At 60.3% G+C, this 11,961-nt stretch carries 17 protein-coding genes; 5 read left to right on the top strand and 12 right to left on the bottom strand.

Features of this window, described 5'->3' with window-relative positions; translation table 11 throughout:
- Positions 1–53: 53 nt before the first annotated feature.
- Positions 54–1,082 (top strand): LacI family DNA-binding transcriptional regulator, encoded by a 1,029-nt coding sequence (locus tag FPL22_RS08205; RefSeq protein ID WP_144229628.1) that lies wholly within the window; start codon positions 54–56, stop codon positions 1,080–1,082.
- Between the two features lie 10 nt (positions 1,083–1,092).
- Here FPL22_RS08205 and FPL22_RS08200 read toward each other — a convergent pair whose 3' ends face one another.
- From FPL22_RS08200 to FPL22_RS08190, 3 genes are read right to left on the bottom strand one after another with little or no spacing between them, the layout of a single operon-like run.
- Entirely contained in the window at positions 1,093–2,064 is a 972-nt protein-coding gene (locus FPL22_RS08200; protein WP_144229626.1) for a magnesium transporter CorA family protein, read from the bottom strand.
- 9 nt (positions 2,065–2,073) lie between these two features.
- On the bottom strand, positions 2,074–3,042 hold the full coding sequence (gene corA, locus FPL22_RS08195) for a magnesium/cobalt transporter CorA (protein WP_144229624.1): 969 nt from the start codon (positions 3,040–3,042) through the stop codon (positions 2,074–2,076).
- 58 nt (positions 3,043–3,100) lie between these two features.
- Complete coding sequence (locus FPL22_RS08190; protein WP_144229622.1) at positions 3,101–3,577, bottom strand: PTS sugar transporter subunit IIA; 477 nt, start codon at positions 3,575–3,577, stop codon at positions 3,101–3,103.
- Between the two features lie 173 nt (positions 3,578–3,750).
- On the opposite strand from FPL22_RS08190, the gene FPL22_RS08185 reads away from it, so the two are divergent.
- Both FPL22_RS08185 and FPL22_RS08180 read left to right on the top strand, forming a co-directional pair.
- A complete protein-coding gene (locus FPL22_RS08185) occupies positions 3,751–4,233 on the top strand; it encodes a hypothetical protein (RefSeq protein ID WP_144229620.1) in 483 nt (160 codons plus the stop codon).
- An 88-nt stretch (positions 4,234–4,321) separates the two neighbouring features.
- Positions 4,322–4,975 (top strand): hypothetical protein, encoded by a 654-nt coding sequence (locus FPL22_RS08180; protein ID WP_144229617.1) that lies wholly within the window; start codon positions 4,322–4,324, stop codon positions 4,973–4,975.
- 28 nt (positions 4,976–5,003) lie between these two features.
- Here FPL22_RS08180 and FPL22_RS08175 read toward each other — a convergent pair whose 3' ends face one another.
- Both FPL22_RS08175 and FPL22_RS08170 read right to left on the bottom strand, forming a co-directional pair.
- Entirely contained in the window at positions 5,004–5,309 is a 306-nt protein-coding gene (locus FPL22_RS08175; protein ID WP_144229615.1) for a hypothetical protein, read from the bottom strand.
- Positions 5,310–5,337: 28 nt separating this feature from the next.
- A complete protein-coding gene (locus FPL22_RS08170; protein WP_144229613.1) occupies positions 5,338–5,958 on the bottom strand; it encodes an adenylate/guanylate cyclase domain-containing protein in 621 nt (206 codons plus the stop codon).
- Positions 5,959–6,132: 174 nt separating this feature from the next.
- On the opposite strand from FPL22_RS08170, the gene FPL22_RS08165 reads away from it, so the two are divergent.
- On the top strand, positions 6,133–6,720 hold the full coding sequence (locus FPL22_RS08165; protein WP_144229611.1) for a hypothetical protein: 588 nt from the start codon (positions 6,133–6,135) through the stop codon (positions 6,718–6,720).
- Between the two features lie 6 nt (positions 6,721–6,726).
- On the opposite strand, the gene FPL22_RS08160 is transcribed toward FPL22_RS08165, so the two are convergent.
- The 3 genes from FPL22_RS08160 to FPL22_RS08150 all read right to left on the bottom strand — a co-directional run bounded on the left by FPL22_RS08160 (position 6,727) and on the right by FPL22_RS08150 (position 8,760).
- Positions 6,727–7,239 (bottom strand): DUF1648 domain-containing protein, encoded by a 513-nt coding sequence (locus FPL22_RS08160; RefSeq protein ID WP_144229609.1) that lies wholly within the window; start codon positions 7,237–7,239, stop codon positions 6,727–6,729.
- Between the two features lie 18 nt (positions 7,240–7,257).
- Positions 7,258–7,662, bottom strand: a complete 405-nt coding sequence (locus FPL22_RS08155; RefSeq protein WP_144229607.1) for a DUF6194 family protein — start codon at positions 7,660–7,662, stop codon at positions 7,258–7,260.
- 69 nt (positions 7,663–7,731) lie between these two features.
- Positions 7,732–8,760, bottom strand: coding sequence for a methyltransferase domain-containing protein (locus tag FPL22_RS08150; RefSeq protein ID WP_144229605.1), 1,029 nt, complete (start codon positions 8,758–8,760; stop codon positions 7,732–7,734).
- Positions 8,761–8,936: 176 nt separating this feature from the next.
- Here FPL22_RS08150 and FPL22_RS08145 point away from each other — a divergent pair, with 176 nt between their 5' ends.
- Positions 8,937–9,350, top strand: a complete 414-nt coding sequence (locus tag FPL22_RS08145) for a DUF5069 domain-containing protein (RefSeq protein WP_144229603.1) — start codon at positions 8,937–8,939, stop codon at positions 9,348–9,350.
- Positions 9,351–9,353: 3 nt separating this feature from the next.
- Here FPL22_RS08145 and FPL22_RS08140 read toward each other — a convergent pair whose 3' ends face one another.
- From FPL22_RS08140 to FPL22_RS08125, 4 genes are all read right to left on the bottom strand, one after another.
- The gene (locus FPL22_RS08140; protein ID WP_144229600.1) at positions 9,354–9,644 is read right to left on the bottom strand and encodes a toxin-antitoxin system YwqK family antitoxin; all 291 of its coding nucleotides are present in this window, start codon (positions 9,642–9,644) and stop codon (positions 9,354–9,356) included.
- A 114-nt stretch (positions 9,645–9,758) separates the two neighbouring features.
- Positions 9,759–10,310 (bottom strand): hypothetical protein, encoded by a 552-nt coding sequence (locus FPL22_RS08135; protein ID WP_144229598.1) that lies wholly within the window; start codon positions 10,308–10,310, stop codon positions 9,759–9,761.
- Between the two features lie 31 nt (positions 10,311–10,341).
- Positions 10,342–11,091 carry a hypothetical protein gene (locus tag FPL22_RS08130; protein WP_144229596.1) on the bottom strand — a complete coding sequence of 250 codons (750 nt, stop codon included), beginning with the start codon at positions 11,089–11,091 and terminating at the stop codon, positions 10,342–10,344.
- A 21-nt stretch (positions 11,092–11,112) separates the two neighbouring features.
- Positions 11,113–11,820, bottom strand: a complete 708-nt coding sequence (locus FPL22_RS08125) for a hypothetical protein (protein WP_144229594.1) — start codon at positions 11,818–11,820, stop codon at positions 11,113–11,115.
- Positions 11,821–11,961 lie beyond the last annotated feature (141 nt).

Raw genomic sequence — 11,961 nt, 5'->3', positions numbered from 1 at the left:
CAGGATTGCGGGCGTGACAGCGGGAGCAATGAAGGGTTTTCTGAATCGTTCAGATGGCTGACGTAAAAAAACGGATCACGATTGCCGAAGTCGCACGACGCGCGGGTGTGTCGCGGACGGCGGTGTCGTATGCGCTGCGCGATGATCCGAACATCGCGGTGGCGACCCGGGAGCGCATTCGCAAGGTGGCCGATGCGCTCGGCTACCGGCCCGATCCTACGCTGGCCAAACTCATGGCGCATCTGCATGGGGGCCGCGGTCGGCGGTATGCGGGGAAGCTGGCATTTTTAAATGTGCACGAGGATTGCGATTACTGGCGCGATGTGCCGGCGTTGAGCGATTTCCGGCGCAGCGCCGAGACGCGGGCCGGCGAATTGGGTTATGAAACGGAGGAGTTCTGGCTGTATGAACCGGGGCGCACGCCGAAGCGGCTTGCGCAGATGTTGATCGCGCGCGGCATCCGCGGATTGGTGGTGGGCTCGACCGGCAGACATGGCTCGGTGGTGGATTTTCCCTGGGCAAAATTTGCGGCGGTCACCGTGGGGTATTCGGTGGCGGTGCCGGCGTTGCATCGCGTGGTGACGCATCATTATCGGAACACGCGGCTGGCGCTGGCCAAGGCTACGGCGGACGGCGCGCGCAAGATCGGTCTGGTCACCGGTCGCGATGCCGAGGCGGCGATGGAGGATCTGCATCTCGCGGCGTTTCTTGCCTATCAGCAGGAGGTGCCGGCGGTGCAGCGCGTGCCGCCCTTGCGACGTGATCAGGCGAGCCCGCGTGAATTGTCGGAGTGGTTTGCGAGGCACCGGCCCGATGTCGTGCTGAGCACGGCGGACGGCGTGGATGAATTTGCGAGCGCAGGCATTCGGGTGCCGCAGGATACGGCGCTGGTGAAGTTGCTCCTGTGGGCGGATGACACGGGAGAGGCGGGTGTGTTACCCGGTTATGACCGTCTCGGCGGCGCGGCGGTGAATCTGCTCACGGGGCAGTTGCAACACGATGAATGGGGTGTGCCGGCGGACCCGAAAATCGTGCAGGTGGAAGGACGCTGGCGTGAAGGCGCGAGTTTTCCGCGACGTTAAACGGCGGCGGTTATAACCAGCGCTTTTTGCGCATGAACACGACCATGCCGCCGATGCTGGCGAGCGTGAAGACGGCGGCGAGCGGGTAGGCGAAGCGGCCTTCCAGCTCCGTCATGTGGGCGAAGTTCATGCCGAACCAGCCGCCGACGAGAAGCGGAGGAATCGTCAGCGCGGTCAACGCGGTGAGCACGCGGATGCCTTCGTTGGCCTCATGGCTGGATTTGTTGAGGTAGACGCGGAATGACAGGATCAACTGGTCGGCCCAGGAGATCGCCTGATTTTCGATGTGCGCGAGATCCTCGGAGAGATCGCGGAGGTAGGGTAGAATGGCGGGGCGGACGAGGCGGGCTTTGCCCTGCGCGAGCTCCGTGGCGACCTCGCGCTGCGGGCGCACGATCTGGCGGAGTTGCGCGAGCTCTTTGCGCAACGCGACGACGCGCGGGAACAGTTCGCGGGCGTTGGTGTTGGCAAGCACGGCGCTTTCGATTTCCTCGAGCTCGCCACGCAGTTCTTCAAGGGCGGGCTTGTAGGCCTCGACCATGTAGTCGAGCAGCGTATGGGCGAAGCGGTCGGGCCCGCGCACGGGCATGGAGGTCATGCGCTGGCATCGCTCGATGGCCTGTTGCACGGGCTTGAGGGGCAACCGGTGGAAGGTGACGAGGAAATTTTTACCGAGGATGAGGTCGAGCTCCGTCGTGGTGAACTTGTCGGTCTTCGAATAGTCCACCGCATGCATGACGAAGTAGAGGTAGTCGTCGTAGGACTCGAGTTTAGGCAGCGGTGAATCACTCACGCAGTCCTCGATGACGAGCGGATGAAATGAGAAGAGATCTTCGAAGATGGCCTTGATCTCCTCGGGCGTCGGCGCCGCGAGATCGATCCACAGCATGACGTTGGGCTCTTGATGCAGGGCCGCCAGTGACTCGACCGGCGGGTTGTAGCCGGCGAGCTTGGTGTCGCGATAGACGAGCGTGGTGATCATGACGGCGGGTCAGATCCAGCGGCGGCGTTTGCACCACGTCCACATGATGACGGTGAGCGTGCCGGTCAGGCCGACCACGATCGGGTAGCCGTAGCGCGATTGCAGCTCCGGCATGTGCGAAAAGTTCATGCCATACCACGTGCCGATGAGGATCGCGGGCAGGGTGATGGCGGTGAGCGCGGTGAGGACCTTGATGCCTTCGTTGGCGGCAAAGCCCGATTTGCTCAGGTAAAGATCGAAGGAGATGAGCAGCTGGTCGGCGTAGCTGGCCGCGGTTTCGTCGATGCGCACGAGGTTGTCGCGCAAGTCGCGAAAATATGGATACATGATCGAGCGGATGATCTTCGACTCGCCGTGGGCGAGGCGGGCGGCGATGTCGCGCTGGGGGCGCACGATCTGGCGCAGGTGGTTCAACTCACCGCGCACCTCGAGGAGTTTCGACGTGAGGTTGTCGCTGCCTTCGCCGAGCACGGTTTCCTCGATGAGCTCGAGTTCGCCGCGGAGCTCGTCGGTGATGGGCTTGAAGTTGTCGACCAGGGCGTCGAGCACCATGTGGGCGATGCGGTCGGGGCCGCGGGCGACGATGCCGGTGGATTTGACGCAGCGGTCCATGACGGACGTCACGGATTTAAGCGGCGTGTGGTGGAAGGTGACGAGGTAGTCCTTGCCGAGGAAGAAATCGATTTCGGTGGTGTTGAACTTCTCGGTGCGGGTGAAGTCCACCGCATGCATCACGATGAAAAGGTAATCATCGTAGTCCTCGAGCTTGGGCAGCGCGCTGGGCGTGACGCAGTCCTCGATGGCGAGCGGGTGAAATTGAAAGACTTCGCTGAGGACAAACTTGATCTCCTCGTCGGTGGGGTTTTCGAGGTCCACCCACAGGACGAGTCCCTTGTCGGAACGCACGAGGCGCAGGGCTTCGATCTCGAGATCGCGCCCGACGAGTTTGCCGTCACTAAAGATAAACGAATGAATCATGCCGCGCGGAGGAGGATTGCGCGGGAATGACAGGCGGCAAGCCCAAGCTGGGCATTGTTCAGGCCGGAGACAGGAGCTTTTCCTCGGCGGTGACGATCGCCTGGATGAATTGCTCGGGCGTGGCGGCGTTCATGAGCGCGTCACGGTTGGACGGGTCCTTGAAAATCTTGCAGAGCGCGCTGACGACCTGGAGGTAGTCGGTGGGGTTGGACTTCGGGGTGCCGAGGACGAACATCAGCTTCACGGTCTGGTTGCTGTTTTCGAACAACACGCCGCTGTCGCTGCGGCCGACGGCCATGACGATTTTCTGGACGTGCTCGGTGCGGGCGTGGGGCAGGGCGATCTCGTTGCCGAGGCAGGTCGTATCGAGGCGTTCGCGGGCGAGCAGCTCGTTATAGAACCCCTGGAAATTGGTGACGTCGGAATGACCGTCGAGCAGACGCGCGATCTCGTTGAGCGCCACGGTGCGCTTGTTGCTTTGCACCTGCAGGCGGATGCGGGAGGGATCTAGAAGAGTGGAGAGTCGGCCGGCCATGCGAACTACGAGTTAAGGCGTTTACGGAGAGGCAAAGTGACGCCCCTGAAAAAACATTGGCAAGCGTGGAGTGCCGGTTTTCAGGTATTAATCAGGTGACGCAAATTGCGGGCGTTGCAGGCCTCGGGAAAACTCCGTTGCGCCGTCGGGCGTGCCGCGTTGAGATGGGGTTCATGATGCGATTCCTTTTGATCTGCTGCGCCCTGTCGATCCCGCTCGCGGGCGCGGAGGAAAAGTCGTTTTCCCACGGCCTTTCCGAGGTCGAAATCAAGGAGTCCGGACTGGACAAACTCACCGCCGCCGAACGCGCGCGCCTGGATGAGTTGGTCGCCGCCAAAACGCGTGCGGCCGCCGAAGTCGTTGCCGTGTCTGTGCCCGCCGCCACCGCTCCGGTCGCTCCGGTCGCTCCTGCCGCACCGGCCAAGCCCGCGATTTTGAACGGCAAGATTGCCGGGACGATGTCGGGCTGGTCGGAAGGCACCGTGCTGGTCTTGGAAGATGGCCAGCGCTGGACAGTCCTGGACAAAGGCACCTATCGGGCCGCTCCGGTGCGCCGCGCGCCGAAGGTCGAGCTGTTCCCGTTGAGCAACGGTGATTACGTGATGACCATTCAATCCGTGCCTCGCCGCGCGATCGTGCGCCGAGTGGTGGAGTGAGCGTGTGACGGGTGGCGCCGGACGGCGCGCAACCGCCAGTGTAAATGGGCCTCGTGTTCGGCATTTTGCCGAATTATGAGTCAGGACGATGTCCCACGACCCCCATGCCCAGAGTGATCAGACCGTCCTTGATATGATTGAGCGCAGCCCCGTGGGAGCGGTGCCGCACACGCCCACTTATCAGGATGCCCTCAAGCGCCTGATCGCTTCGCACCAAGTCTATGTGTCGGCGGACCACAAGGGCGGCCACGTGACCGTGCGCTCGCTGGCAACGCAGCCTGCTTTTTACGCGAATAACTTTGAGGCGGTTCAGGCGGGAACGGTGGAAGTCGGCCAACTCGAGCCCGACGCCAGCATCTTCAGCCGCTATGTGCAGTCGTTGCCCGAGGCACTGCGGGCCAAGGCCGAGGAACGCCGCACGTTGGTCGTCGGCCGCACCCTGCATCACCGCGTCAAGCACGGCGGCGAAGTCACCCGTGATCCGGTGCATTCGCTTTTTCTGGTGCCCGGCTGCGGTCCGCACACCGGACTTCCGGGTAATTATCTTTATGGCTCGGTGTTGGAGGCTTCCGCGGAGACGGGCGCCGGTTCGTGGTCGTTGAGCATTCACGACGGCGAGGACGGCGCGGCGATGTGCGACGTGCCTTCACAGGCGGATGCGTTATCCAAGTTGGAGGAGGTGATCGCCAGCGCGCCGTTCCAATTGAGCGAACTGGATGCGCTCGGGTTTCGCTCCAACTAAACGCGCCGCTTAAGACGGCGCGGCGGGGTTACTCGACTTCGACTTCAATCCCGCCGATCCAGCCGGCGACGAGGTTATAGATTAGCGCGCCGATCAGTCCGGTGATGAAGCCCATAAACGCATACATCACCGGAAACAGGAGCGTGAACGCGATGCCGAGCCCCAGGCCGATTGCCGCCGGCAAGGCCGAGCCTTCGACGGGGCCGGGTGCGAAACTGGCCAGCAATCCCATGATCAGGAAAAACGGCACGAAAATCAGCGAGGCCAGTCCGTAGATCACCGCCAGCATCTTGCCCAACTGAACGGGGGAGATTTTTTTGATACGGATTGTCATCGGTCTGATGCGAATGAGTTGTCCCTCCTCACGCAATGCGCGAAACGCGGGCGGCCGCGAGTCGGATGCCACCCACCGCCATGTCCAAGGGCTCGACTTTGATCCCTGGCTCGCCGCTCACGTCGGCCAGTAGATCAGCACTGATAAACGTCTCGCGATGACCGGCCAGATCCTCGCCGAGTTTGGAGGCGAGGTTGACCGCGTCTCCGAAAAAATCGTGACCGGGAATCATCAGGATGCGACCGCGCGCGATCCCGATGCTCACCACCACGTTGTCCACGTCGGGCAGGCCGTTGGTGAGATTGTGAAAGGCTTCGTGGATGCTCAACGCGCACCGCACCGCGTCGAGACTGGAGGTGAAGACTGCATAGACGTTGTCGGCCTCGAACTTTACAAGCCGGCCGTTCCACTGTGTGAGCAACGGACCGACGGTTTTTTGCATGTAGCGGATTTTTCGCAGGAAGAAGAGCAGCCCGTGTGTTTGCACCTTGGTGGTGAACCCGGCCATATCGAGCACCAGAACCGTCTGCTCGGTGCCGAAGCGCGCCCACAGGCCGGCTTCCAACGTGGCGCGCGCCTCGATCGTGGTCGTCTCATTGCAACGATCAAGACAGTCGTAGAACTCCTGCATCGGCTGATCGTTCGTCATAATAGTCGGTGGTGCGAGCAAACCAAGTGTCGCCGTCGAGGCGAGCAGGCAGGTGAAGATTCCCAATAGTTGCCGGCAAGAAATGGGCTCGCATTCATTCGGTGGTTTGGGCCGCATGACGGCTGCGCAAGACGTGATCCCATTGATTGCCGCCTGCGTTTTACACTCCATTTTATGAGCAAAGCCAACAGCACCACTAAAAAAGCCACGGGCGTCCGCGGGACGAATTCCCGGCACGAGGGCACGATCCTGGCCACGGGCCAGCTCTATTATTTCATGGCGGCGGGATTGGTGCTGGCCGCGTTGACCGGCGTGATCGTGAAACCGTGGCACGGCGCGTTTACGTGGCCGCACACGTTGTGGGCGGCGGGCGTGTTCGCCGGTCTCGGTGCGCTTTATGCCGTCGTGGGCTACGGTTTTCGAACGCTGGCCCCGTGGTCGCGTTACGCGGTGGGCGCGCTGGCGTTGATCTGCATCGCTTCGATGATCACGCGTCCCGAGGGGCAACCGGCACTCATCGTGTCGATCGCGCTGATCAAAATCTTCGCGCTGCCCGTCGGTCTGCTCATCACGCTTTATGGCGTGTATCTGGCCTATTGCCCGCAGGGAAAACAGATCCTGTCCAAAAACTACCAGCAGGTCGTGGCGGACACACCCAAGGTGAAATTCGGGTTCTCCAAAATCTTCCTCGTCGTCGCGATCTTGCTCGCGAGCGTGCAGGCCGTGCGCGTGCTGATGATCTTCATCAACCGCGCTACCTAAACTGCTTCAGGCGCCCGGCTTGGTTTTCTGGAAAAATCGCACGAGGAGGAAGCTCCACGCGATCACGCCGACGATGAACAGGCCCGAGGTGATTTGCAGTCCACGCGTGGCCAGCATTGAGGCGGAGTTTTGGTTGGCGGCCACGATGAAGTAGTTCACCGCCGCGATAAATGCGAAGGACAGCGCGCCGAGCCAGAAGGCGTGATAAAATAGAAAACCCATCGCGACGGCGCGGTTGGCGGGTTTTTGCCAGAACGCCTTGTTGGGCACGTTGAGCTTGTCCGCGGGAAACCAGCGAATTGCGAAGCAGAGCCCGATGATGAAGGCCGACATGCCGAGACCGAGTGCGATAAAGCTGACCAAGTGCGCATCGCGGGACATCCAACCGTCGGCCTCGCCGGCGGCGTTGAAATGCGTGGCGATACGATCAGGCAGATTGCGCGTGCCGAGCCAGATATTGGCGACGAAGAACGGCAGGGCGCCGAGCCATATGTAGAAAGGAAACTTGGAGGATTTCATAAGTAAGAAGGGCGAAATTTATGCGCGCCGTGCCTGCCGGCCGACATCCAGCGTGTAGGCTTCCATGACGAGCGGGATGATCGTGGTTTCCCACGTGGCTGACGAAGGACTGAGGATGCACAGCCAGTGCATCTTCGCGTAGATCGGGTGGGGCATCAGCGTATCCAGCGCGGTGTAGTCGAAGGTGGCGTTTTCCACGGAGAACAATTGTGCGCAGGTTGCTTTGCTCACGCCGACATTGAGTCGAAAAACATCGGGTCGGCCCAAGTTGGATACCGTGTCGTAGTCGTCGTTGGCGACGATCGTAGCAAAGGGCAACTTGCGCTCAGGATCGTAGAAAAAGAAGGTGTTGCCGTCGGCGGTGGCGGCTTCAACCCCGGGAAAGTTCTCTACGATGTAACGGATGATCTCGGCTTCGTTCATGTGATTTCGAGTGACGTGAGGCTTCACCAGTGCCTCGGGTTGTCGAGCTTGAGGGCGTCTGCAGGTCGCTCAGACGAGGGCCGGTTCCGTGGACACTGACACGGCTGCGGGGGCATGGGCCCAGCGCCAGGTGTCCACGTCGTGCCAGCGGGCCACGGTGAGGCTCACCTCGATCACGTCACCAAGGGCGTAGTCGGCCGGTTCGGTGCGCAGGATGCGAAAGCCCCAGTGCGGCGCGCGGCCCGGATCATGGGGTGCCGAGCTGAGTTGCAGGTCGTCGTCCACCGTCGTGCGAAAGTAAACCACGAGACCGTCGATACGCCCCGGACTGGTCACGGTTTTTTGGATACGCAGATCCTTGGGCAGCGTGGCTTCGTTGACTGTGTGCAAATCGAAGGTGAGGGCCGGCGCCGGCTCTGCGAGGAAATGCTCAACCAGCGTGCCGTCGTTGCCACAAAGGCGGTAGTAGTCGGTGTCTTGCGGACGCTGACGCTCCATCGAGGAGAAATCGTAGCCCTTGACGTTGAGGTTCCAGATGAACGGAACGTGACGGGTGGTGTCGAGTTGCACCGGCTCGCAATAGAACTCGAAGCACGCGGGCAGGATGCGGCCGCCGGGCTTGAGCAAGCGATCGCGCAGATCGCATACGTTGGGGATCATGGCCTCGTCGAACAGGTAGTCGCCCATCTGTTCGTGGAGGATCACATCGACCGGTTTATCGAGGGTGAACTTGCTGCTGTGGCCGGAAATGAAATCGACGTTTTTGATCTCATTGTCGACGGCGAGACTGCGGGCGTGTTTCAGGATGGGTGAGTGGTCGAGCGCGTGGACGCGGGCGGCACCGCGACGCGAGGCAAATGCAGCGAGGATGCCTGTGCCCGTGCCGAGATCGATCACATGGTCGCCGGGGTGGATGTGACGTTCGATCGCAGTGTGGTAGAAATCCATGCGCGGCCGATCGGCCAGCATGCGCTCCTGTTGGTGCATGCCTGAAAAGTAGAGCCGGTTGTTATCGCGATGCGCGTCCTCAGCCGAAGGGGGGCGACCGAAGAAGCGGCGAAGGGCGGACACGGCGCGTGCGAGAAAAGGAGTGGGCATGAAAAAATGAGACGTGTGCGCGTGTTACGGCTGGCTCGCTGCGAATGCAGGAGGGGCTGAGAAGACACAGGGACTGCGGTCCACGTCACTCGATTTCGTAAATAATCGCGAGGCGGCGTTGTGCGCGTTGGCTAAAAGAGAATGGTATTTGGAACGGGTTGTGACGAAGGTTTCGTATGCACATTGAAGGATTGAGATCGCCGTATGACCAGGTGGGTGGGTTGGTTTTCTTTGGCCGGATGCTGGATAAAATCCGGCTGCACGCCGCCGGTCGCCTACCATCTGACTATAATCGCCGGGGCGGCATGGATGCACGGATCTGCACGTTTCTCCAATTGGATTACGACCGCATCGTCGCGGTGGCGCTGTCAGAACCGGACGACTTGCGCGCACTGGAACAGTGCTTTGAACAAGGACGGCGCCCGTCCGCAGAAGAGAGCCTGATTTTCAACGCATTCATGACGAAACGCGGGTGGCGCGACGAGCAATCCGACGACATCCGTCAGCGCAAAATCAATCTGGGGCTGGGCCATCGTGATGACCTGCAGACCTGCTTCGACATCCACGATGCCGACGAAGGTCGCAAATAATCGTCAGCTACCGGCGCCGCCCGGGCTTGAGCGCACGGCGGGCTTCTTGGGCTTCATGACGGTGACTTTATAAACCTGGCCGGTTTTGTCGTAGGTGGTCCACTCGCCGGTCTGAACGCCCGCGGTGAAATGGCCGGAGCGGAGCCGGGTGCCATCGCGGCGAAACCATTCCCAGTAGCCGGTGGGTTGTCCGTCCTTGGTTTGGCCCGTCGCCCACAGACTGCCGTCCTTGTGGTTTTGGATGAAGGGCTCGCTGGTCTGGGCTGATGGCTTTTCAGGAAGGCGTCTGGCCATTTTAGGATTTGGGGAGCTCGCACAATTCCACGGATCCGCCGTGGACGATGACCGGATGACGATTCAGCAGCTAATGAATCGAGCTCACGGATTCGGCTTAAACGGATTAGATTATTACTTACCAGCGACAGAGGCGGCTATTTCCTTGAAAGCTTTTTGGACGAGGGCCGGATCGGATTTTAGCGGACAGGAGATGCGTATTTTTAGAATTCTTCCGTTCAGCTCCGCCAGATAGTAATGGGAGTTGAGATCGCCTGCGTCTTTATCTGTGAAACTGAGCTCGGTGTGTATGAAGGTCCGGTTGCCAACGCGCAGGGTTTCGGAAGGCTTTATGACCACGTTGGAATAGTCTCCTCGTTCGGTGAGCTGATTAAAGAGTTCAGGGATGCTTTTGTTTTCGTGCTGGATCTTTTCTTTGAGTGGAAGCTTGGCCCAATCGGAGTTTAGGGAGTCATAGACGTAGAGGTCTATTTTCATGGCTTCGCTGCGGTAGCTTACGCCGATGCCCTGATCAGGATTGCCGCTGGGACCTCCATAGTTGGTGATCCTAATCCAAGGAATGCCTTGGACGGTGGTTGGTAGATTCGTGCCGTCCACGGACAGTTGAGTGACCACTTCGGCTGAGGCGAAAGAAGCGGCAAGAAAAAGCAGTGAGAGGATTTTCATGAGATTCATGGAATAACCGAGGAAGGGGATATCAACGTGAACGGTCTTTTTCGTTCATGTTGTCGAACCAGTGTTGAATGAAGAATTTCTTTTCGGTCGGCAGAAGCGTCGGGGCGGTGCCGATGAGGGGACGGAGCACGGCGGTCATTTGCAGCGACACCAAAACGAAGATGATAATCCATACCTTCAGGTGGCCGTGATCGGCGCTTTCGCTGTAGGCGAGCAGGCCTTTGATCATGCGCATGCCGAACCACAGGCCGATGATCCAGAAAACGAGGTGCAGCATGCCCATCACCACGACCGAGTCCGTGGACTGGGAAAAAATCCACGCGACCGGCGCGAAGCCGATCAAGAGCAACGTAACGAGTGCGACCATGCCAAGGAGGGCGCCGCAGATCTGGCCCAGACGCACATCAGCGCCGTTGAGACACAGAAAAATATAAAGACTGGGAAGGCAGAGCAGCACGCTGAAGAACAAGCCCGTGGTGAGCTTCACGGGCGCGGCCCAGAGTTGGGTGCCTCCGCTCAAACTCCCCATGACCACGCCATAGATACAGCCGCAGATCAGGATGAGGGCGATGAGCCGGCTGATGATGCCGCCGCGGCGGTCTCCGCTGAGCTCGTTGAGCAACGCGCCGGGTTGCTTGAGCAACGCCTCAAGAATTCCCGCCAGGCTCGTGTAGTTCATCGGCGCGACGGGCTTGGGCGAAGTTGCCCCGGTGGGCAGGGGTTCGGAGTGGGGGATGGCGGGCGGGGTGGGTTGGGAATTGGCGTCGGACATGGTGTGGATGAGTTGAATGGCTTACGAAAGATTTTGGAGGGCGGCCCAGAGTGCTTCGAAAAAATTGCCGCGCAGGGGTGCGGCGCGGAGAAACTCCACAGGCAGACTAGGCGAGCCGATGAACGGCCGCAGCACCCAGGAGAGTTGCGTGCCGAGCAAGAGATTGCCGCCGAGCCAGGCGAGAAGTGTGGTCAGTGCCGTGGTGCGGTTGGGGGCAAAATGCCGAAGCAGGGCCAGCAGCCGGTAATTGGCCATGATGCCTGCGTAGGCGATGAGCACGACGTGCGTGACCAGCGTGATGCTATGACCGGTGCTGCCGTCGAGGGATTCGAGTGGCGGTGTGTTGTAGAGGACGAAGAAAGCGAGCGGACTGAATGCACCCAGGATGCAGGCCGCCGTGGTGAAGCTCAGGATGATCACGGTGGACACCTGCCGAAACCCGAGTCCCGAGCCGAGCACTTGTCCGAGCATGCCGTTAAGGAGGGCGTTGCCTGCACAGGTAAGGAAAATCAGCAGAGGGATTTTAACGCCGGTATAAACCGATTGAAGCGGTGAGCGCCACAGACCCACGGACGTTCCATACAGACCGCAACCAACCAAAATGACCGCCGCGCAAAACAGCCCCCAGCGAGGCGAACGATCCTCCAGTATCGGAATGATCTCCTCCACGCGCCCCATACAAATCGCCTTCAGGCGACGAAAGTAGGTGGGGGAAGTCGGTTCGGGCATGCTTTTTATGAAAGATGCAAGACGCTGGTTGGTTGGCTATGTTTAATTAGCTGATTTGCGATAATCGGTTCAGGGGGGCGCAGGCTGGACGACGACCTAAAAGCACAAAAAAGGCGCACGGGCTAAAGTGCGCCTTGGAGC

This window comes from Rariglobus hedericola (assembly GCF_007559335.1).
Taxonomy (GTDB): domain Bacteria; phylum Verrucomicrobiota; class Verrucomicrobiia; order Opitutales; family Opitutaceae; genus Rariglobus; species Rariglobus hedericola.
Note: the sequence above shows the minus strand (reverse complement) of the source record. Positions and strands in the feature narration are given on the sequence as shown.